The 22,649-nt window shown below is 44.3% G+C and carries 13 protein-coding genes and 2 pseudogenes; 10 read left to right on the top strand and 5 right to left on the bottom strand.

Features of this window, described 5'->3' with window-relative positions; genetic code table 11:
• Positions 1-130 precede the first annotated feature (130 nt).
• Together JMX91_RS00530 and JMX91_RS00525 are read left to right on the top strand one after the other, a co-directional pair.
• Complete coding sequence (locus tag JMX91_RS00530) at positions 131-1,042, top strand: LysR family transcriptional regulator (protein WP_201547182.1); 912 nt, start codon at positions 131-133, stop codon at positions 1,040-1,042.
• A gap of 149 nt (positions 1,043-1,191) precedes the next feature.
• Entirely contained in the window at positions 1,192-1,695 is a 504-nt protein-coding gene (locus JMX91_RS00525) for a hypothetical protein (RefSeq protein ID WP_201547180.1), read from the top strand.
• 14 nt (positions 1,696-1,709) lie between these two features.
• Here the strand turns inward: JMX91_RS00525 and cueR are convergent, their stop codons facing one another.
• Positions 1,710-2,102: a Cu(I)-responsive transcriptional regulator gene (cueR, locus tag JMX91_RS00520; protein ID WP_201547178.1), complete on the bottom strand. Its 393-nt coding sequence runs from the start codon at positions 2,100-2,102 to the stop codon at positions 1,710-1,712.
• A 97-nt stretch (positions 2,103-2,199) separates the two neighbouring features.
• A pseudogene (locus JMX91_RS00515) lies at positions 2,200-4,431 on the bottom strand (heavy metal translocating P-type ATPase); the annotation flags it as partial.
• 467 nt (positions 4,432-4,898) lie between these two features.
• Here JMX91_RS00515 and JMX91_RS00510 point away from each other — a divergent pair.
• Positions 4,899-5,612 (top strand): DUF6977 family protein, encoded by a 714-nt coding sequence (locus JMX91_RS00510; RefSeq protein ID WP_201547174.1) that lies wholly within the window; start codon positions 4,899-4,901, stop codon positions 5,610-5,612.
• Positions 5,613-5,680: 68 nt separating this feature from the next.
• Here JMX91_RS00510 and JMX91_RS00505 read toward each other — a convergent pair whose 3' ends face one another.
• Positions 5,681-6,607, bottom strand: a complete 927-nt coding sequence (locus JMX91_RS00505; protein WP_201547172.1) for a LysR family transcriptional regulator — start codon at positions 6,605-6,607, stop codon at positions 5,681-5,683.
• Between the two features lie 161 nt (positions 6,608-6,768).
• On the opposite strand from JMX91_RS00505, the gene JMX91_RS00500 reads away from it, so the two are divergent.
• The 3 genes and pseudogenes from JMX91_RS00500 to JMX91_RS00485 all read left to right on the top strand — a co-directional run bounded on the left by JMX91_RS00500 (position 6,769) and on the right by JMX91_RS00485 (position 9,912).
• On the top strand, positions 6,769-7,215 hold the full coding sequence (locus tag JMX91_RS00500) for a DoxX family protein (protein ID WP_201547170.1): 447 nt from the start codon (positions 6,769-6,771) through the stop codon (positions 7,213-7,215).
• Between the two features lie 88 nt (positions 7,216-7,303).
• Positions 7,304-8,131, top strand: coding sequence for a DODA-type extradiol aromatic ring-opening family dioxygenase (locus JMX91_RS00495; RefSeq protein ID WP_201547168.1), 828 nt, complete (start codon positions 7,304-7,306; stop codon positions 8,129-8,131).
• A gap of 206 nt (positions 8,132-8,337) precedes the next feature.
• A pseudogene (locus tag JMX91_RS00485) lies at positions 8,338-9,912 on the top strand (carboxylesterase/lipase family protein).
• A gap of 128 nt (positions 9,913-10,040) precedes the next feature.
• Here JMX91_RS00485 and nirD read toward each other — a convergent pair.
• Together nirD and nirB are read right to left on the bottom strand one after the other, a co-directional pair.
• Positions 10,041-10,391, bottom strand: coding sequence for a nitrite reductase small subunit NirD (gene nirD / locus JMX91_RS00480; RefSeq protein WP_201547162.1), 351 nt, complete (start codon positions 10,389-10,391; stop codon positions 10,041-10,043).
• 164 nt (positions 10,392-10,555) lie between these two features.
• Entirely contained in the window at positions 10,556-13,156 is a 2,601-nt protein-coding gene (nirB, locus tag JMX91_RS00475) for a nitrite reductase large subunit NirB (protein WP_201547160.1), read from the bottom strand.
• A 526-nt stretch (positions 13,157-13,682) separates the two neighbouring features.
• On the opposite strand from nirB, the gene JMX91_RS00470 reads away from it, so the two are divergent.
• From JMX91_RS00470 to JMX91_RS00455, 4 genes are read left to right on the top strand one after another with little or no spacing between them, the layout of a single operon-like run.
• Positions 13,683-15,305, top strand: a complete 1,623-nt coding sequence (locus tag JMX91_RS00470) for a NarK family nitrate/nitrite MFS transporter (RefSeq protein WP_356638904.1) — start codon at positions 13,683-13,685, stop codon at positions 15,303-15,305.
• Between the two features lie 16 nt (positions 15,306-15,321).
• On the top strand, positions 15,322-17,499 hold the full coding sequence (locus JMX91_RS00465) for a protein kinase domain-containing protein (protein WP_320157574.1): 2,178 nt from the start codon (positions 15,322-15,324) through the stop codon (positions 17,497-17,499).
• Between the two features lie 52 nt (positions 17,500-17,551).
• Positions 17,552-19,030, top strand: coding sequence for an NAD(P)/FAD-dependent oxidoreductase (locus tag JMX91_RS00460; RefSeq protein ID WP_227679187.1), 1,479 nt, complete (start codon positions 17,552-17,554; stop codon positions 19,028-19,030).
• Positions 19,027-22,545, top strand: a complete 3,519-nt coding sequence (locus JMX91_RS00455) for a nitrate reductase (RefSeq protein ID WP_201547156.1) — start codon at positions 19,027-19,029, stop codon at positions 22,543-22,545. The genes JMX91_RS00460 and JMX91_RS00455 overlap by 4 nt, the downstream gene beginning before the upstream one ends.
• Positions 22,546-22,649 lie beyond the last annotated feature (104 nt).

The raw sequence follows: 22,649 nt of genomic DNA, 5'->3' as shown, positions 1-22,649 counted from the left end.
ACGCCCTAAGTTAAACACATTATTACTGGTTTTAATGTGGTTATATATAAGGAATAACGTGAATCACTATTGCTTTTAAGACAATAATAAAGCGAAAATGCTCACATATTCATCTAAATGGAGAGGTCAGTTGGATCAATTACGTGCCATCAAGTATTTCAGCAAAGTCGTAGAAACGGGCAGTTTTACTAAGGCGGCAAATGCATTCAAAGTGCCGCCATCCTCACTATCGAGACGAGTATCTGATTTAGAAAAGAGCTTGGGCGCGACACTGTTAAAGCGCTCGACTCGAATCGTTAAATTGACCGAAGTAGGGCAGGTTTATTATGACGATATGCAGCAAGTATTGGATCAGCTCGAGCAAAGCAAAGAAACAGTACGCAGTTATCAAACGACGCCAATGGGACGGTTACGTATCAGCTCTATGGTGGGTTTTGGTGAAAAGATACTGCTACCACTGCTAGATGAGTTTGGTGAGTTGTATCCAGAGATTGTGCTAGATGTTAGTCTCAGTGATGAATTATCCGCATTAGGACGTGACGATGTCGATATTGCGATTCGCGGGGGTTATGCACCAAATGAGCGAGTGCTTGCCATTAGGCTCATGGACAATGGATTTATACCGGTTGCGTCGCCCAGTTATTTAGAGATGCATGGCGCACCTAGTCATGTGATGGAGTTGAAAGAACATAAAGGTCTGTATTTCAAAGCCCCAAACGGGCCAACGCCTTGGCTCTGCTATGTGGACGATCAGTGGCATGATGTCTCAGGACCTGCAGTGGCAATTTCAAACAATGGACCATGGCTAGCAGAAAAGGCTTGTGATGGCGAAGGAATTTTGATGTCCACTCGCTGGGCACTATCCTCATATCTTGAGTCAGGCGAATTGCAAGAGATTAAATTTGAGCATCCATTAGCAATCACGCAGCATGCTGATATGGCCGTGTATCTGCTGTATCAAAAGCAGCGCTATCTAGTACCAAAAGTAAAAGCCGCCGTCGATTTCTTGGTTGAGAAAATAAAAGTAGGAAGTGAGCGTTGATGTAAGGGAAGTGTGCTAGTCAGCTTATTTGAGGTATGGAGTGTGCTTAATGCAAATTAACTCCTTTTATGAGTACATTAAGTGACCTTTATAGTATGAGAATCATCACGCCTACATACACGTTCCGAAATCTGCATTGTGAGGTAATTTTGAAATTTAAAGATTTGATGGGTCTTCATTCGGATCAAGCAGGGAATATAGATATTGATGAGCTGATCTTGAAACTGCCTAATACACCAAGAGATGTGTTAGAACAGTTCTATCGAGATCATGGACGTAAAGATCAGTTTCAAGAACAATACTCTGAATTAGACATTTATAATTTAAGTTGGGAGCTTATTAGTGTTACCTTTGACGAAATATCATGTGCTACAGTTTTTCCTAGTTTTCAAGAGTGGGTAAATACCTGCTATATAAAGTCTTGTGGCGTTTCTATAGATTCAGACTGGAAACTAATTGGGCATACAAAGCAGACTGTAATGTACTGGGAGCATAATCGCACGTGGAAAAGAGCACCACTTTTTCTTGAGTTAGATTATGGATTACATTTGGTCGAAGGTCACTCCAGATTTGGATGTTTAAAAGGACTTGTAAGCAAAGGGCTAATTCCTAAAAATAAAACCCACAAGGTATGGTTAGCAAAAAATGTATAACTAACTCATTTACTTTATTGACCCTGTCCTAGATCCTCTAAAATAGCGCACTCTGCATTATCATCGCCTGCGCAATGATCAAAAGAGTTCTGTAGCGAGTCGACCATCTCTTGCAATTGAGCGATTTTTTGGTTTAACGTTTCGATATGCTCTTGTGTCAGTTGCTTAACATCCGCGCTCTGACGATTGGTATTTTTACGCAGATACAGTAACTCTTTCATTTGCTTGGATGAAAACCCCAAGTCACGAGAGTGTCTCAAAAAGCATAAGTCGTCGATATCGTCTTTAGAATACAAGCGATAACCTGAGTTCGAACGATTGACTGTTTCTAGCAAGCCAATCTGCTCATAGTAGCGAATCATTTTGGTAGAGATACCTGATTGCTTTGATGCTTGACCAATATTCATATTTCTCCTCCTAACCTAAAAAGGGACTTAAACAACAAAAGGGTTTAAATAATCTATGTATTTAAACCCTATATGGATATCCTTTACGATTCTATATTCACTCTGTAATGACAGGTGCTTTAAAGTACTTGAGACGTAACGCATTACCCAACACGAAAACAGAAGAGAGCGCCATGGCGGCTGCCGCAAAAATGGGTGAGAGCAGAATACCAAATGCGGGATACAAGACACCTGCGGCAATCGGAATCAAAGCAACATTATAAATAAACGCCCAAGCCAGATTTTGTCTTATATTACTGATGGTGGCTTTACTCAAGGCAATCGCGGTAGGCACGCCTTGCAGACTACCTGACATTAGCACCACTTCAGCCGCCTCAATCGCAACGTCTGTGCCTGTACCAATGGCCAAACCAACATCGGATTGAGCCAATGCAGGGGCATCATTGATACCATCACCAACAAATGCCACTCGGCCATATTGCTCTTGCAACTGGCGTATTGCATCCACTTTGCCTTCGGGCAATACTTCTGCCACTACCTGATCAATATTTAATTTTGCGGCAATCGCTTGGGCGGTATGGCGATTATCACCTGTAATCATAGCCACTTTTAAGCCCAACTGATGTAGTGCGGCGATGGCGGCATGAGTCGTCTCTTTAATAGGATCTGCAACGGCGATGATAGCGGCCAATTGCTGATCAATCGATACATAGAGCGGGGTTTTACCTTCTTGCCCCAAACGTAGCGCATCTTGTGCAAAAGGCGCAACATCAAGCCCCAATTGTTGCATATAACGATCCGCCCCAATGTGAATCACTTGGCCTGCCACGTTTGCTTGAATACCCAAACCTGTCATCGCCTCAAAGTCAGTAATAGGTAGCAGTTGAATATTCTGTTGTTCTGCGGCTTGAACAATGGCTAAGGCAATGGGATGCTCAGACTTTGCTTCAACCGATGCCACCACACGTAGGACTTGTTCTTTCTCAAATCCTTGTTGGACTTGAAAATCCGTTAACGTAGGTTTGCCTTCGGTCAATGTGCCAGTTTTATCAACGGCAACCACGCTTACATCCTGAAGCATTTGTAGCGCTTCACCTTTACGAAATAGCACGCCCAATTCTGCACCACGTCCCGTGCCGACCATAATAGAAGTCGGGGTAGCCAATCCCATTGCACAAGGGCAGGCCACAATAAGCACGGCAACCGCATTGATTAAGCCGAAGGTTAAGGCAGGGTCAGGGCCAAAAATCAACCAAACTATGAAGGTTAATGCTGATAAAAACATCACCGCTGGTACAAACCACATGGTGACTTTATCCACCAATGCTTGAATCGGTAATTTAGAGCCTTGGGCTTGTTCTACCATACGAATGATTTGCGCCAATACCGAATCTTCACCAATGGCCGTTGCTCGAATATTCACGGTACCGTTTTGATTGATAGTACCGCCGACCACTTGATCGCCTGCTTGTTTTTTCACAGGAACAGGTTCACCAGTAATCATAGATTCATCAATATAACTGTGACCGTCAACCACCTCGCCATCGATAGGCACACGCTCTCCTGGGCGAATCTCAACGATCATTTGTGCGGTGACATCTTCTACAGGGACCTCAATGACTTTGCCATCTTGATGTACACGGGCCGTTTTTGCCTGCATGCCCACTAAATGCTGAATGGCCCCAGAAGTACGACCTTTAGCCTTTGCTTCAAAATAACGTCCTAATAATATCAAGCTCACAATCATGGCAGCAGCTTCGTAATAGACGTGCACCGTGCCTTCAGGTAGCGCTTGCGGGATAAAGGTCGCTATGAGGGAAAAGCCATACGCTGCGATAGTACCAATCGCCACTAGCGAATTCATATCTGGCGCAAAACGCAATAAGGCTGGCACGCCTTTTTGATAAAAGCGTCGTCCTGGAAAAAGTAGTACCAATGTGGTCAAAACAAACTGTATCAGCCAACTTTGCTGAGTGCCGAGGTTATTCACTACCCACATATGAAAGGCGGGAATCATATGCGAGCCCATTGCTAGAATGAATACGGGCAGTGACAACAGCGCAGAAAGTCCTAAATCTCGTTTTAGCTGATTTTGCTCTGCTGCTTTCTTATCTTGTCGATCACTTTGGTCTTGTTCTACCAGTTTGGCCTCGTAGCCCGCTTTTTTAACGGCCTCAATCAATTCACTCGTTTGTATTTGCGCATCGCCTTTAATCCAAGCGCGTTCAGTCGCAAGGTTTACTGTGGCTTGTTGCACGCCAGCGACTTTGGCCAAAGATTTTTCTACCCGCCCGACACACGAGGCACAACTCATGCCTTCAATGCTCAGCACTTCTTGATAAGTAGGGGCTTTAGTATTTTTTGTTTTCATAACAACCTCTGTCGTTTTTAACTATATTTTTAATCTTATTTTCAAATCTATAGCGACAGCATATAGGTTGACATCATGGTAAGGTCAAGCGTATTTCTATAATACTTTTAAACCTGTTTATAGTAGCGTCTTATACTTATCGTTAAGTTCAAAATAGCTCGATTATGGTTTATTGTTGAAGGTATGGCGGCATTAATTCTAAAATAGGGCAGGATAAATGGCTGATAATAAGATAAACTGCCCAGCGAGCGCTGATAGGGTTTGATAACTCTCGATCAATTCACTGTATTTGGCTGCTAGCGAATAAAACAATAATAATAAGAAACGCGGCTATCAATGACAGAGTGCGCCGTCAATAGCAGGTGATATCAGCACCGTTAACACAAAACATTTATACAAGACCATTGATATTAAGGCACATCACTATGGAAGAAGTACCAAATACGATAGAACAAAGACCCGTATTCATGCCAAAAGTCAACAGTGACAATTTGGTAAAAACGGATATGGTTATGTTTGAGCGGCATGTGGGATTTGCGACCAGACAAAAGAAAAAGTCCATCAATGACTTACAACAAGTCATTCGCAAAAAGTATGGATTTAAGCATGTATTAGAGCTGTCTAGCAAATCTGGTAATAAGCTGAGTTTTCCGCTAAGCCCGTTTAGCTTAAAAATTACCGATGAGCATGATGGAAATCCATATAGTGTCGAAAATGCTTTTCAAGCCAGTATGGTCTTTGAAGATGGTGGTCCTTATACAGATTTGCTAACAGTAGCGCCAAGACAAGCCCGAAAAGATGAGCGATTGATGACCTCGGGCGAACTCATTGGTTACAACTATTTTGGTATGGAATGGGGCGTAGAGCCGTTAACGACATTTTATGATTGGCTGTACGTGAATGCGCTCAAGCAAAACCCTCAGCTACATGAAGAAGTGATTCAATATCAGGGATTTACTGATATTACCTTTAATCCTAAAAAATCTATCCATAGTGCAGCATATGCGTTGGCGCTGTTTGTGGCACTGCATAAACGAGAATTACTCGATAATGTTGAAGACCCAATGGCATTCTATGACTTATGCAATGATTTTAAAATCAGCAATACTGAGCATCTATTGGAAGAAGGTTGGATCTGATTATCAAATCAGCTCGCTTAAGTTTGCTTAAACCGAAAGTTACGAGACATAATGTATCGTAGCTTTTTTTATGTTTCTATATTTAAAGCTATATTCTCATCCCAGTACGGCGGCGTGCCATAGTAGTTGGTCATAAAGTCGATAAAGCATCTGACTTTGTGAGGTAGTAGTTTTCTATGGGCGTAGACAGCATACAAGCCTAAAGGGCTAGGTTCATATTCTGGCAACACTACGACCAACTTGCCAGAGCTCAACGCTTCACTAGCAATAAAAGTCGGCTGTAATATCAATCCTCCGCCTGCAATAGCTGCTTCAACGAGTACGTCGCCATTATTACTATGAAAAACGCTATGTTCTTTGAATTGTTTGGTCTTTAGGTATTTGTAGATTTGACCCTTAGTTTCTACATTCATATAGCTATAATGCAAATAGCGATGCGACTCTAAATCCTCAAGCTGCTTAGGTGTGCCATGAGCTTTGAGGTACTCGGGCGAGGCGCATAATACCACGCGAATCGGAGCAATCTGCTTGGCGATAAGCGATGAGCTTTGGAGCTGTCCGATACGCAGGGCAATATCAAACCCTTCTTCAACGATATCTACTTTTCGATCACTCAACTGCAGATCAACGGTAACTGAGGGGTAGCGCGCCTGAAAATCAGTGATGAGTTTTGCCATATGCTTTAAGGCAAAGGAGACGGGCGCACTGATTCGCAAGACGCCTTTGGGATGCTGCTGTAAGCCGCCTAACTGCGATGCCATCTCATCAATACTCAATAAAATCTGCTGCGCATGCGTAAAATATTGACTGCCAGCTTCTGTCAGGCTGACTTTGCGTGTAGTACGGTTGAGCAGGCGAGTATGTAGTTCCTCCTCTAGCTTTGCTACATACTTGCTTACTAGCTGCGGCGAGAGCTGCATCGTAATAGCCGCTTTACTAAAGCTGCCTTCTGTCACTACTGCGACAAAAGCGCGCATGGCATCGATTCTATCCATATCTGTCCCTATCATTCTCTCGATATCAAATTCATTATAAACATTATGTTGATAATTATTCAATATAAATGAGCTTACTCTTTTATAGCGTTGATAGTAAAGTGTGCTTATATCATTTTCGACACTATTTATTCTAATCATACCTTATGGAGTAAGCATCAATGAAATCATCACTATTAGATACTATCTTGTCATCAAAAGCTGGAGCAGCGGCCTTAGTGCTTCGTGTACCCGTTGGCCTGATTTTAGCAGCCCATGGCGCCCAGAAGCTATTTGGCTGGTTTGGTGGTAATGGGCTAGCAGGTACGGCTCAATGGTTAAGCAGTATGGGTATGGAGCCTGGCTATTTAATGGCGATACTAGCAGGTGGTGCTGAGTTCTTCGGTGGTCTGGCTCTGGTGTTAGGCCTGCTAACCAGACCAGCCGCTTTAGCCGCAGCCTTTACCATGTTAGTGGCTATTTTTTCTGTCCATATTAGCAATGGGCTATTTGCTGATAATGGTGGTTATGAATACGCGCTAACATTGATGGTAGCTGCGCTTGCCCTAGCTATTCAAGGTGGCGGCTCCCTCAGTATGGATAAGGTATTATCAGAAAAATTAGACTAGGTTTTATAGTTGTAAATGGGGTCATTCAATTTTACTGAATAGAGCCATTTGAAAATAGCCATTTAAGACAAGCAACAAGGGGAAAGTTATGACAACACTTTTATCTAATGAGCCAGTCAGTCAGCCTGTACTTTTTATACCGCATGGCGCAGGGCCTTGTTTTTTTATGGATTGGCAACCAGCGGATATGTGGTATGAGATGGCAATGTTTTTAAAAAGTATTTCTGCTCGTTTGCCTGAGCGGCCAAAGGCTATCTTAATCATTAGTGCGCATTGGCAGACGGCTGAATTTAGTATTACCGCTGGCAAGCAACCTGATCTCATTTATGATTATTATGGCTTTCCTGAGCATACTTATAGTTTGACTTATCCAGCCTTAGGCGCGCCAGCATTGGCAGAGCAAGTCAGCCGGCTACTGACAGAGGCAGAGGTAGGTAATCAACAAGATGCGGAGCGCGGTTTTGATCATGGGGTATTTATACCGCTTAAGCTAATGTTCCCTGAGGCGGATATTCCAGTGGTCCAACTATCCTTGCGTCATGATTTAGACCCACAAGCGCATTTAGATGCTGGTCAGGCATTGGCGTCACTGCGTACAGAGGGTGTGCTAATCGTCGGTAGCGGCATGAGCTTTCATAATATGCGCGGTTATGGCGATACCAGTTTTACTGAACCGTCAGAGCGTTTTGATGAATGGCTAACGAATACTTTAGAATCAGTAGACTCGAATAAGCGACTTGCGGCATTGACCAATTGGAAAAATGCTCCTCACGCGCTTGACTCACATCCATTAGGGGCAGAGGAGCATTTGTTACCGCTTATGATAGCGGTGGGTGCAGCAGGATGTGACAAAGGGCACAAGATTTACTCCCAGCAAGTGCTAAAAACGCAATTGTCTGCTTTTCAGTTTGGTTAGATATTACTTTTTAATTTCATCTCAAATCGTTAGTCTGAATTTTCTAGTCGTATATAAGCTCACCATAACGTTATAAAACCCTTACGTTTATCTTATAAAAACTTTGGTCAGAGCACGGTATTATTCTAAGCAACAGTAAGCTTCAGGTTGGGTATCCACTTTTCCACTCTAATAAGAAAGACAAGTAAACAAAAAAAGGAATCATAATGATGGCTTTGAACCATATGGTAAAAAGGTTTTGCAAAGCGACAGTCATAATTTTAAGCTTTAATATGGCGTCTTCATTTGCAGCGAATAACGATATAGAAGGACAACAGATGACGGTTTCTATTCATCAAGGCGACGTTCAAGGTAAAGTGGATGCCGACGTTACGTCATTTTATGGTATTCCTTATGCTCATGATCCTTTTACAAAAGCGCGTAGGTTTAAAGCTCCTCAGGCGTATGAAAAGTAGGAAGGAGTCTTGGACGCCACAAAAAAAACAGCGCCAGTTCCGCAGCCAGGCAGAGAGCAGACGGTTGAGCTTGTCGGTGCTGCAGGAGACCTTACATTAAACATATGGGCGCCAACAGCTGCTCTACAATCAAATAAGCAGCTACCTGTAATGGTTTGGATACCAGGTGGCGCTTTTATTCGGGCAGATGCAGGAGAAGAGACGTACAACGGTACTAGCTTTGCAAAAAATGACGCGATTGTCGTCACTGTGAATTATCGAGTTGGTGTGGATGGGTTTATGCATTTAGATGGTGCGCCAGATAATAGAGGTATTCTCGATCAAATTGCGGCACTACAATGGGTACAGAAAAACATTGCCAATTTTGGCGGTAATCCAGAGAACGTTACTTTGTTCGGTCAATCAGCAGGTGCTGAAAGCGTTGCCATACTTTTGGGTACAGATAAGGCAAAAGGTCTCTTTCAACAAGCAATCATGCAGAGCCCACCAATGCAATTCATGACCATGGAGCAAGCAGATCGAGTTAGCCAAACTTTTGCCAAAGAGCTGGGTGTATCAGCAACGATAAGCGATATCTCTCAAATTCCTCTTGAAACGTTAGTCACTGAAGTTATTGATATTGGTAACACTATAAAGAATCGAGACCAGTGGGGCATGATGTCTTGGGGCGGAACAGCATTTTTACCTGTCGCTGACGGAGATGTCATTAAAGAGTCACCTATGAGAGATTTGGCGAACAATACAGATCCAGCCATTTCCGTTATCGTGGGTAGTACGGATCAAGAAGCTAGACTGTATTATGTTCCAGGCGGTGCTATCGACCAAATTCCTGCAACACAAAGATCTCAGTTGTTGAGTGATTTATCTTTGAATGGTGCATCGCATAATGTTTACGCACCAATTAAGAATGAAAAATCTATTGGCGATAGCTTTGCTGACATTCAGTCTGATTATACCTTTCGGATGCCTGCAGTCCATATTGCTGAGCACTTGGTTAACAACGGCAATAAAGTCTGGCATTATAACTTTTCGTGGTTTTCACCAGCCTTTGATGGAAAGTTAGGCGCCGCGCATTTTGTGGATGTACCTTTTACTTTTAACGCTCTTGATAGTGAGCAAGCCAAAAGCTTTGTTGGCGATCAACCATTGCAAAAGCTTGCCGATACCATGCATCAAAACTGGATCGAGTTTGCTCGTTCTGGACAAGCACCATGGGATAACTATCGACTAGCAGATCGAGCAACAATGGTATTTGATACTGATTCTGAAGTTGTTAAAGACCCTGAGCGAGACGTTAGAGTGTTGTGGAAAGATTATTCGTTCTAAAGCATCGATCATGGTGTTTCAGCGTAGTTGTCAAAAATAAAACATCCTTTGAATCCGAGGTTCAAAGGATGTTTTAGGTTAGTAGAGCAATTATTAACGACCTATCAAATTAGAGATAACGTCTCTTATTATTCATATGTTGCCACCACATTATTTCCGTCAAGTTCGAACTTATAGGTGTTAAGCACGATACTTTCATCATCTAGACACTGACCAGTAGCAAGATTAAAGCGCTGCTTATAGATAGGTGAGGCCACATAAAGCACTTCTTTTGCTATTCCTGCATCATCTGTAATCGTGGTGCCACCAATCAACCCCCGAGACAATACATTGGCCTGACTAAATGGGTCGTAGTTATCAAGAGCAAATAAATCGTTCTGTTTGGTACGAAAAATAGCAATTTGTTTGCCATCTATCAGGGCGCAGACACCGGTTTCAGGGATGATATCGTCAAGTGTGCAAATGGTCTGTTGGTTCATGAGGCGGTATCCTTAATGATGATAATATTGCTCTGTATGAGTGGTAAATCATGAGTGACAAGCTGCAAGTTATAAAACGTGATTTGAGAAAAATGAGTCTAGGAACATGAGTCAAAAAATAGCGCCTTGCTTTTTGTGATAACTAACAAGGCACTTATCATTGGCTAGGCCAATTCAACCAGGTTGATGGTTGCTTTTTCCGCATCAGTCGCTGGGCGAATCTGCTCACGATCGGTCACGAAAACGACATTATCATCGCCTTTCTCACTGTTTACAAAATGACGGAAACGTTTGAGTTTTTCGGTGTCGTTAATCGTCGCCGCCCACTCACACACGTAATTGTCGACCAATAATTGCATTTGTGCTTCGAGCTCATCTGCTATGCCTAAACTGTCTTCAATAATGACGGCTTTTAGATAGTCAAGCCCGCCATCTAAGCTTTCACGCCACTTTGAGGTGCGCTGTAGCTTATCCGCTGTTTTGATATAAAACATGATGATGCGGTCGATATATTTGACCATGGTTTCGGTATCTAGATCCGTGGCAAACAGCTCGCCATGACGCGGGGTAATACCGCCATTACCGCAGACAAATAGATTCCAGCCATTTTCAGTCGCAATCATGCCAAAGTCTTTACTTTGCGCTTCCGCACATTCGCGCATACAGCCTGACACACCCATCTTGATTTTGTGCGGTGATCGCACGCCTTTATAACGATCCTCTAATCGCAAGGCGAGGCCAATACTGTCATCGACGCCGTAGCGACACCAGGTATTACCGATACAAGATTTCACAGTACGTAAAGATTTACCATAGGCATGGCCAGTCTCAAAGCCGGCTTGTACCAGTTGCGTCCAAATATCAGGCAATTGCTCCATGCGTGCGCCAAACAGATCGACCCGCATCCCACCAGTGATTTTGGTGTACAAATTAAACTGTTTTGCCACTTGACCCAGTACGATGAGCTTGTCTGCAGTAATTTCACCGCCCGGCACACGAGGTACGACGGAATAAGTGCCGTCTTTTTGGATATTACCTAAGTAGTAATCGTTACTGTCCTGTAGTGGTGTTAGCTCGGTTTTGAGTACGTAGTCGTTCCAGCACGATGCCAGAATAGAGGCGACTGTTGGTTTACATATCTCACAGCCATGACCGCTACCATGTTCAGTTAGTAACTCATCAAAGGTTTTGATACCGTGCACGCGAATCAGACTATATAGATCTTGACGAGAGTACGCAAAGTGCTCACATAAGTCATTATTCACTTCAAAGCCCATGGCGGTGAGTTGATAGCTGACCGTATCTTTGACCATAGGTGCACAGCCGCCACAGCCACTCCCAGCACTGGTTACGGTTTTTACATCGCTGACAGAGTATGCGCCGTTTTCGACGGCCGAGCAGATAGCGCCTTTGGTCACGTTATAACAAGAGCAAATCGTGGCGGTATCTGGCAAATTGTCGATGCCCATCACGGGTTTTTCGACATTGGGTAATATCAGGCTTTCAGGATGTGCAGGTAGGTCAATGTCATTTAAATACAATTGCAATAGGTTGTTATAGTCTTCGGTGTCGCCGACCAATACAGCACCAAGCAAGCGTTTGTTATCCGGTGTGGTGACCAGTTTTTTATAAATGCCCTCAGCAGGATTTTGATACAGGTAGCTTAAGCTGCCCTCGCTTGAGCCATGTGCGTCGCCAATACTACCCACATCAACACCCATCAGTTTTAACTTAGTGCTCATGTCAGCACCCGTAAACGTCTGCTTGCTGTCACCAGCGATTTGCGCGGCACAGATACTGGCCATGTTGTAACCGGGAGCCACCAGACCAAATACTTTGTTGTCCCATACTGCGCATTCGCCCACGGCATAAACATGGTCTACATTGGTGCGGCACTGCTCATTGATCAAGATGCCACCACGCCCGCCCATTTCAATACCACATTCGGGGTTGTTTTTAATGAGACTATCTTGGGGCCTGATACCGGCGCTAAACACAATCATATCGGTTGTTAGAGAGGTGCCATCTGTAAACTCCATGGTTAAATGTTGATCATCACTGCTGAAGTCATCAGGGTTAAATGCGGTATTAGATAGAATCTCTTTGGTGTTTTTGCCTGTCAGTACTTTGACACCCAGTGCTTCTATTTTACGCTTTAAGATCTCACCGCCAGCGGCATCGAGCTGAACGCCCATTAATTGCGGCGCGAACTCGACCACATAAGTATCAAGCCCTAGCGTCACGAGCGCTTTTGCGGCCTCAAGCCCCAGTAAGCCACCACCAACCACCACGCCTTTTTTAACAGTGGGCAGATCGGCAATTGCTAAAATATCATCTAAATCTGCAATGGTACGGTATACGTGGCAGTGCGGATGCTCGCGGCCTGGGATGGGCGGTACAAAAGGATATGAGCCCGTCGCTAGTACCAACTCAGAGTATTCAATAATATCGCCTGCCTCAGTAGTAATACGCTGACTGGCCGAATCAATATCTACAATACACTGATTCAAATGCAAATTAACTTTTGATAATTCATAAGCCGTTAAATCTACTAGGTTCAGCTTACTGGCATCTTTATGTTCAAAGTAGCTCGACAAATAAACACGGTCATAAGCAGGGCGATCTTCTTCAGCAAATACATGAATGTCAAATTGCTGGTGTAGCCCTTGCTCAATTGCTCGTTCAATAAAATGATGACCGACCATACCGTTGCCAATCACCACCAAATTGCCTTTGTTTTCTGTGTTCAATGAAGTGCTACTCATGCGTCTGTCCTTAGTAATGGGGCTGGTTGAACGCGGCCATCGTTTATTTTTTTATCACGCTATAAACGGCTCCGTCTCTCAACAACAGCTGATAAACAGCATTTAATACCTACTATTACAGAGCATTCAATAATCATGCCATAGCACTTTTATTAGCTGGGTTTTGGCGTGTTGCCATTAGACATAAAGGTATGTGGTATCAGGACCAGTCGCTTATGTACAAAGGTTTCTACGTCAGCATGATCAGCGCTATGACTTACCAAAAACAGGATGGTCGCCGTTGTCATCGACTGAGATATCAGAAGTTAATGCACCAAAATAGTTACTACTGTGCCCCAAATTGGATGTTATTGCTATTTATAAGGGAGGCTGATGAAGTATTTTAAGTCTGCTGTGTTAATGCTTTATTAGCATAAGCGTCAGGTGTGGCAATGGTTATAGACCCACCAGTAAAGGCGCTTAGAGCTTCAATAAGCATTGGTCTTTATATGGATTTGGCAGCGTACACAAATAACTGGCATAACCATTGCACTGCTTGAAACATTGCTCCTTATCATATTTGAATACTGCACTTTTTGAACACTTAGTACCTTTAGTACGTTGTCAGAACCCTGAAGTTAATCATTTGAGGAAGTTGCCTATGTCATCATCAGCCCCCGTTGCATCTAGTAAAGACAAGCTCAACGTTTTGTCGTTTACGGGTAAAAATAAAATCCTTCATTTAGGTTGGGTGGCATTTTTCCTTACCTTTTTTGTATGGTTTAACCATGCACCATTTTTATCAGCGATTGGAGAAACACTCAATCTGAGTAAAGACCAAGTCAAAACGTTACTCATTTTAAACGTGGCACTAACTATTCCTGCCCGCGTGATTATCGGGATGCTGACAGACCGTTTTGGCCCTCGTATTGTTTATACCGCCATTTTGGCTATTGGTGCCATTCCTTGTTTTACCTTTGCGTTCGCGCAGGATTACAACACCTTGGCACTGTCTCGGTTTTTACTGGGTTTTGTGGGTGCAGGTTTTGTGGTGGGTATTCGTTTGATGAGTGATTGGTTTCCCACCAATGAATTGGGGACGGCTGAGGGTATTTATGGAGGGTGGGGTAATTTTGGCTCGGCAGCAGCGGCACTGTTATTGCCGACTATCGCGATTGGTGCCGCAGCAGTTTTTGGTGGTGATGAAGGTTGGCGCTATGCAACAGCCACATCAGGGGTAGTGATGGCGATATATAGCATCATTTTTTATAAGATGGCACGTAATACACCTAAAGGGGCCACTTATTTTAAACCCAAAAAATCAGGTGCCATGATGGTGACGTCATCAGGTGATTTTTGGTTAATGATGGTTTTTAAACTGCCTATGTATTTGGCGTTGGCGCTATTGGCATGGAAATTATCACCTGATGGTGTGAGCTTGTTGAGCCAGTCTAGTGTCACTATGGTCTATATTGGCCTTGCGATACTGTATGTTTACGAGTTCATTAGTAGCTACCGTTTTAATAAAGAGGTTTTCACCACGCCTGTACCAGTGGCGCATCGTTATGATTTTAAGCAAGTAGGTATCTTAAATATTTTGTATTTTGCCACGTTCGGCTCAGAGCTTGCCGTCGTGTCGATGCTCCCTCTGTTTTACCAAGAAACTTTTAGTTTGTCGATTGTGATGGCAGGGGTGTTGGCATCGAGCTATGCCTTTATGAACCTCATGTCACGTCCAGGCGGCGGTTGGCTCAGTGATAAGTTTGGTCGCAAAATAACTTTGTTGATTTTGACAGCTGGTTTGGCCATCGGGTATCTGTTGATGGGCTTCCTTGACTCAACGTGGCCACTTGCATTGGCGCTATTAATTACGATGTTTTGCTCATTCTTTGTACAGGCAGGTGAGGGGGCTGTTTTTGCGGTAGTTCCTTTGATCAAACGCAGTATGACAGGACAGTTTGCAGGGATGACAGGCGCGTATGGCAATGTTGGATCAGTCGTGTATTTAACGGTGCTGAGTTTGGTGTCTTATCAAGTATTTTTCTTTGTAATTGCCGCGACAGCAGTGGTTGGATTCTTTGCATTGTTTCTCTTAAAAGAGCCAGAAGGCATCATTATTGAAGAGATGCCAGATGGTACATTTGCCGAAATACAAGTGAGTCATAGATAGTACGGGGTGAAGACAGATGACGATAGCACACGCCAATAGAAACAATAGTCAAAATGCGGATGGTGATATGTACCAGAACGCTGATGAGACGGCTGTTCATTTCAATAAAGGCAATCCGTCATCTTTGATAGAGTCAAATCAGTTTGTTGCTATTGATGAGACTAATGAAAGTAAGGATGTTGATGATGCTAGCACTGCATTATGGTGGCTTGATTTTTTTACTATGGCAGGTCGCAAGACGGAAAACCAAGACAGTTTGCTTATCACTACCTGTCTACCATATCAATGTTCAGATGCAGAAACATCTAGTGCCAATCGCCCAATGCCTCATGCAGTATCTCACCCACCCTCATCAGCACCGTTACTGGTGCTGATGGCAGATGGGGTCAGCGCTTGTCAGTTTCCAAAACAGGCAAGTAGGCTGGTGGTGAATACTATTGCTCACAAAATAACCTTGGGGTTGACCGAGTTGGCACACTCACAAGATGAGACGTTATCCATCAGTTTTGATGATGATCAAGTCGCCACTATCATCAAAACAGCAGTCAACAAGGCCAACGACATCTTATACTTTCCTCAAGCGTATCAACGGGTGCCGCCGCTGTTGTCTACGTTATCAGGCTTGCTCTGTATCGGTGACCGTATTCACCTGTTTCATACAGGCGATTCTCGAATATACCGCGTTGGGGTAGATTGTCTGACAGTATTGAGCAAAGACCATCGTGTGCCTCGCGGCCAAGACAAAGGAGCGCTTGCTGCAGCTATCGGCGCAGATAGCCAGTTAGAGCTACAACAATCGGTATTTACCCTCCATCAAAACGAGTGTTTGGCCATCATGACGGATGGGGTGTATGAGCATATAGAGTCCACAGAGTTGCAATTTGAGCTGTGCAGCAGTGCGACTGATGTATTTCAGTTGATGACAACCACACACAAATTACCGCTAGGTTTGAATACCAGTCAAGCTGTGTGCGAGCAAGCCTTTACTGCAGGCAGTCATGACAATCTAAGCATGGTCATGCTGAGTATGAACACACGCTCAGCCCATTTTACTTCTATCAATGGCGCTAAGGGTGCTGGTCATTTTGATGGCATTGACTTTGATAATCTGGATACAGTCATACATGATGTGAATCGCTACCAGCTGCCAACTGGTTTAGAGATAGGCGATCATATTGATGGCTTTACTGTGATTGGTATCATTGCTCGCACGGCTCGCAGTCACGTGTACTGGGTACAAGATGAAGACAACCATGACTTCGTTCTAAAATCACCCAGTTTAGATTCTGTTGCCGATGGCCACTATCTGCGTGATTTTTTAAAAGAACGCAAAATTGGTTTGAGCCTATCAAAACATCGCCGCGCGGGTGAGTCGGCTTACAATCAAGCTGACCCCAATCGATTACCTATCAATCCTACATCCAATAATATTGGTCATAGTGTGGGTTCGGGGCTCAGTGAGTCCGGGCTGCTACGTTACTATCCAGTACCAGCAAGTACCACATACTTATATCATCTGACTGAATATATCGCCGGTGAGAGTTTACGGGACTTTATGGATCGTCATGCGCCTTGTGATGTGTGGCAAACCTTTGATTTACTCACCAAAATTGGCATGGCGGTTCGAGTCATGCATCGCAACTATCTGCTGCATCAAGACATCAAACCTGAAAACATTCTTTTAACCAAATCAGGCGCGGTCAAACTGATTGATTTTGGTTCCACCAGCTCCTCTATCTTAAAAGACAGTACCCGACCACCAAATGGTGATTTGCACTATGCTGCACCAGAATATTACACCGATGCACCAAAAGGTGTGCATTCTGACTTGTTCTCGATTGCAGTGATTGGCTATGAATTGCTGACGGGACAATTGCCATTTAATACCCAGACACTAATGATGCCAAACCAAATACTAATGATGCCAAACCAAATACTAATGATGCCCGTGCAGCCGCTACGGCAGCAGAATGTACCTGAGGCCAGCCAACAGGCACTCATGCGTGCGCTGCATATCAATACTAACGCGCGCTATCAAGCCATTGGCGAGTTTTTACAAGACTTTAACCCCGATAATAAGGCGCACAGCCGCGAGCCAGAACCCCTCATTAAGCGTAACCCTCTACTGGTATGGCATGGCATTTGCTTCATAGAGTTTGTCATCATTTTATTGTTGTTGGCGTACTTTTCATGACACGCTGTTTTGCATTCAATGCTGCTCCGCGCGGCTAAGGAATTTTCTGTTTATGTCGCTATCTATGTCGCAAGCCTCCACTAGGGTAGATACTCATACCAACAATCACGCCTTAGCATCAGACCATCAAAAAAATGCTGGCATCGTTATTATCGGAGCGGGCATGGCAGGCAGTCGTTTTGCCGTTGAGCTTGCTCGCACGCAATCGAATGATGACACCGCCCGTTTGCCAATTACGTTAATCAGTAAAGAGCCGAACGTGGGTTATAACCGAATTATGTTGTCACCAGTGTTGGCTGGCGACACAGCGTTTGAAGATACTTATTTATATGATAGCTCAGAGTATCAGCAGCTGGGTATTACCGTGTTGGCTGGGGTTGCAGTAGAGACAATAGATACCAAGTACCAGTGTATTGAGCTAGATAATGGGCAAACACTCAACTATGCCAAGTTAGTAATGGCCACAGGGTCAACTGCCCGAGTCATTCCGTTTCCCAACCACACGGCTAAAGGCGTGCATGTGTTTCGAGACCTTGCTGATGTGACCGCTTTGATGGGTTATGCTAGTCAAGGAAAAACGGGTTTAGTGATTGGCGGTGGCGTACTGGGATTGGAGGCTGCCTGCGCGTTAGCGGCACAGGGCGCGAGCATGACGGTCATTCATATGGATGGTTATGTCCTCAATCGTCAACTAGACCTGCCAGCCGCCGAGCTTTTGCAAGCCGAGCTCAGCCGCCGAGGGGTTGGTCTCGCGGTTTCTGCACACACTGAAGCTATTGAGATGAATGATGCAGGAGAAGTATGCGGATTATCTTTAAAAGACGGGCGCACGCTAACGGCTGATTTTATCGTGATGGCAGTGGGTGTGATACCCAATACAGCGCTTGCCAAGCAAAGCGGACTCGAGGTTAATCGCGGTATTGTGGTCGATGATTTTATGCACACCAGTTGTCCCAATGTTTATGCCATTGGTGAGTGTATAGAGCGAGAGGGCGAGCTATTTGGAATGGTGGCGCCGGTCAATCAGCAGGTAGATACACTGGTCACAGTTTTAAAAGATGATTTGATAGAAAACGATATAAACGTGATAGATGGTAAATCCACCGTACCAGATCACTGGGTTCCTTTTGTCAGCAAGCCGTTGTCATTAAAATTGAAAGTATCTGGTATGTCGGCATTTTCTGCAGGGCAAATCGCTTTTGATGACGAAGCCGCTGATACTGTTGAAACCCTCGTATATCGTCAGCCTGCCTTAAACCATTATCATTGTCTGTACCTCAAAGAAAACAAACTCATTGGCGCTGTGCTTTATGGGGACACAAGCGATGGCAGCTTTTATAGTCAGTTGATTATAGATAACGTTGATATTACGTCCATCAAAGACACACTCATATTTGGCGAAGCATATTGTCACTTGGACGAAGTCACGCTTAACAATTCGCCAACTACGCAAGTAGATGTAGAGCTTGATGATACAGACAAAAACATCAATCATCATAAAGCGGCTGAACTGTTAGAGGATGCATTATGAATGACGCTATTGCCAATCAATCTGCTGCTAGTAAAGTAGTGTCAGCTAATAAATCGAACAGCCTGCCTAATAGCGTGCAAAAAGCAACAGGCCGAGTCATTGAAATATATGATATAAGTGCTGCCAAGCATATCAAAAAAGCACCGTTGTCATCTGATAGTGATTTGATTAATAGCTCGAACACTACTATCCGCACGACTTGCCCTTATTGCGGAGTGGGGTGTGGTGTTTTGGCGAGCGTGAATGAGACAGGGGTGGTGAGTGTCAAAGGAGATCCTGAGCATCCGGCTAACTTTGGTAAATTGTGCTCAAAAGGGAGTGCGCTGGCACAAACATTGGGCATCGCGCGCCGCTTGACCGAGCCATATTATCAAAACAAGCAAGCAGTCATGAAACAGCATCAGCCTATGCAATTGGGTAGTGATTTTAATGCTAAAGACCTATCTGAGAAGCCATTTATAAAGCAGACAGACTGGGATACCGTACTAGAGGACGTTGCCAGTCGTTTAAATGACACTATCGCCAAACACGGGCGAGACAGCATTATGTTTTATGTCTCAGGTCAATTGCTGACTGAAGACTATTACGTGGCCAATAAGTTTATAAAAGGATTTATCGGTAATAATAACATCGACTCCAACTCTCGGCTGTGTATGTCATCCGCAGTAGCTGGGCACAAACGCGCGTTTGGCGCAGACCTTGTGCCGGGTAATTACGAAGATTTGGAAGCTTGTGATTTATTGGTACTGGTAGGCTCCAATATGGCGTGGTGCCATCCTATTTTGTTTGGTCGATTTTTAGCAGCCAAAAAAGCCAATCCTAATAAAAAACTGATTGTGATAGACCCGCGCCGTACGGACTCTTGTGAATTTGCCGATTTGCATTTACCAATTGCTGCGGGCACGGATACACATTTATATAATGGGTTGCTGCATTACCTAGATCAGCAGGGTTGCCAAAATGATGAGTATGTTAGCCAAAGCTTGGGCGTTGACGAGGCGGTGAATGCGGCCAAAGCATGGAGCATCGATGAAGTCGCCAGCGCCTGCCAAGTGTCTGCTGATAGTATCCGCCAGTTCTATGAATGCGTTGCCGCCACTGATAAAACAGTCACAGCCTTTAGTATGGGCGTCAATCAATCACAAAGCGGAACCGATAAGGTCAATGCCATCATCAATACCCATTTGTTCACAGGACGTGTGGGCAAAGTAGGGGCCAGTCCGTTTTCACTTACTGGACAGCCTAATGCAATGGGTGGACGAGAAGTCGGCGCCCTTGCCAATTTGTTAGCGGCGCATTTAGAACTAGACAATGCCGATCATCGTCAGCTCGTGGCAGACTTTTGGCAGTCGCCTCAACCTATATCGCCAAACGTGGGTGTCAAAGCCTGCGATGCGGTCTCTGCTATATTGGATGGTCGTATCAAGGCCATTTGGATTATGGCCACCAACCCTGTGGTCAGCTTGCCAGATGCGGATAATTTTCGCCAAGCGCTTGCTGAATGTGATTTGGTGATTGTTTCTGACTGCTCGGTAGACAGTGATACGGTGAAGTGTGCCGATATTGTATTGCCTGCTCAGGGGTGGGGTGAAAAATCTGGAACGGTCACCAATTCTGAACGGCGCATCTCTCGTCAGCGGAAATTAATGCCTGCACCAGGGCTTGCCAAACCAGATTGGTGGATACTGTCTCAAGTTGCCATACGCATGGGATTAACGGGGTTTGATTACCAACATCCTAGCGAGATATTTAACGAACATGTGGCATTGACTGCTTATGGTAATACACATAATCAAAGCGTATCTCATTCCAATAAGACCTATCCTCGCTACCTGAATCTTAGCAAAGACTTGTCTGCTCTAATAACAGATGAGATGCCAACCGATAAATCTGCTCACCAATATATTAGCCAACATGTTAATCATAAAGGCAATCAAACATATCAGCCCATCGTACTCAGTCAGCAAGCATACGAAGAGATGTTACCGTTTCAATGGGGTGGTACGCGTATCTCCATGATTGATAAGATAAAACCTTTAGAAAATGAGATTATTAATTCCGCTGCTACTGTTACCAAGTCACAGTTAATCGCTATTACGCCCTCTGATGAAGCGAGTACGGCCAATGGGCATCGACGTCAAAGAAGGCAGAAACCCCAACTGATTGGTGAGCATCGACCACTCTCTAAACGTGAGTTTGAGCATAATAATCAATCTGAAAGCCAGGTGGTTCATGTACGCCTGATTACGGGCAGACTGCGTGATCAATGGCATACCATGACTCGCACTGGCCTTGCACCGCAGTTAAATCAACATCAGCCAATACCGACACTGACCATACATCCTAATGATGCACGGCAACTGGGTATTCAAGACAACGACTTTGTACAACTGCATCGTAGGTATGAAAACTACAAAAAGTATGAAAAGTATGAAAAGTATGAAAAGTATGAAAGCTATGAGAATGGCATGGCGAGTAATGGCATAGTCAATGATACCGTGATGAGTACGGCTAGGGATGGCAACGAGTCAGAGAGTACCGTGATGGCGCAAGTTGCCATTAGCGATACGTTGCGCGTTGGTGATGCATTTATGCCCATGCATTGGAGCAATGCTTTTGCTAGCTTCGCCCGAGTAGGCCCTCTTATTCCAACAGTCGTCGATCCGCATTCAGGGCAGCCAGAGCTCAAAAATACGGCGATTAGTGTCACGCCCGTTCCTATGCAATCATTTGGTAAGATTTTGGTGCATCCTGAATGGCAAGATGCCGTTATAGTGCAACTACGTACTATTTTGGCCAATTTTTCTGCCAAAGCGTCAGAGAAAGAATTGTCTAAAATAAAATACGAGGCACGTTCAAAGAATATTTTACCAGAGGAGCTACCTGCACTTACTTGGAGTTTGAGTCATCAGAATAACAGTATATTGATCAATCTCGCTAGCCCAATGGATGAGGCTAGCAGTACCTTAGCGTGCCCCGAGTTTTGGCAGCAGTTTATAGCGTCTATACAATCATTATCAGAGTCAAATTGTCAAAAGCGTGTCATGCATACGGCGTTTACGGTCGATAATGTACAGAATCAATTACGTTTTATTGTGACGCATGCTGCGCCTGAGATAGACTCAAATAACACTGCTATAGTTAGTCAAGTATCAGATGATGAAAGGCCTAGTACACAACTGATCATGGCTGTTTATGTTGCTCCAACGCAAACGCAATTACCGAGTGTACATTGGCTCGATAGCTGCTTTACGGATACCAGCCAAATACCTGTCAAACAACGATATAAGTGGTTGCTCGCGGGACGGCCTGCCAGTGGGTATGTTGATCCAGGACCCTTGGTATGCTCATGTATGTCGGTTGGAAAAAACACTATTCTCAACGCTATCACACAGCAGGGTTGTACTAGTGCGACGGCAGTGGGCAAGCAGTGCCGGGCAGGTACCAATTGTGGATCTTGTGTGGGGCAAATCAACGCATTAATCGCAGAATGCGCCGCATTGGCGCAAGCTTAAATGATGGTATGGCACGTCGCTTGCAACCGTTTATATGCAACTACCGGTTGAGTGTTGTGTTATGAACAATAAGCCATTGTAGAGTAGGGATTTATTGACAACTT

Origin of the sequence: Psychrobacter sp. Pi2-1, from assembly GCF_904846645.1 — a bacterium.
GTDB lineage: Bacteria > Pseudomonadota > Gammaproteobacteria > Pseudomonadales > Moraxellaceae > Psychrobacter.
The sequence above is the reverse complement of the archived record's forward strand: the minus strand, read 5'-3'. Positions and strand labels throughout refer to the sequence as shown.

Bases quoted from the DNA above. Each gene is read 5' to 3' on its own strand.
- cueR (WP_201547178.1), bottom strand. From the start codon at position 2,102: ATGAATATTGGTCAAGCATCAAAGCAATCAGGTATCTCTACCAAAATG.
- JMX91_RS00510 (WP_201547174.1), top strand. From the start codon at position 4,899: ATGGAAGAAGTACCAAATACGATAGAACAAAGACCCGTATTCATGCCA.
- JMX91_RS00505 (WP_201547172.1), bottom strand. From the start codon at position 6,607: ATGGATAGAATCGATGCCATGCGCGCTTTTGTCGCAGTAGTGACAGAA.
- JMX91_RS00500 (WP_201547170.1), top strand. From the start codon at position 6,769: ATGAAATCATCACTATTAGATACTATCTTGTCATCAAAAGCTGGAGCA.
- JMX91_RS00495 (WP_201547168.1), top strand. From the start codon at position 7,304: ATGACAACACTTTTATCTAATGAGCCAGTCAGTCAGCCTGTACTTTTT.
- nirD (WP_201547162.1), bottom strand. From the start codon at position 10,391: ATGAACCAACAGACCATTTGCACACTTGACGATATCATCCCTGAAACC.
- nirB (WP_201547160.1), bottom strand. From the start codon at position 13,156: ATGAGTAGCACTTCATTGAACACAGAAAACAAAGGCAATTTGGTGGTG.
- JMX91_RS00465 (WP_320157574.1), top strand. From the start codon at position 15,322: ATGACGATAGCACACGCCAATAGAAACAATAGTCAAAATGCGGATGGT.
- JMX91_RS00460 (WP_227679187.1), top strand. From the start codon at position 17,552: ATGTCGCTATCTATGTCGCAAGCCTCCACTAGGGTAGATACTCATACC.
- JMX91_RS00455 (WP_201547156.1), top strand. From the start codon at position 19,027: ATGAATGACGCTATTGCCAATCAATCTGCTGCTAGTAAAGTAGTGTCA.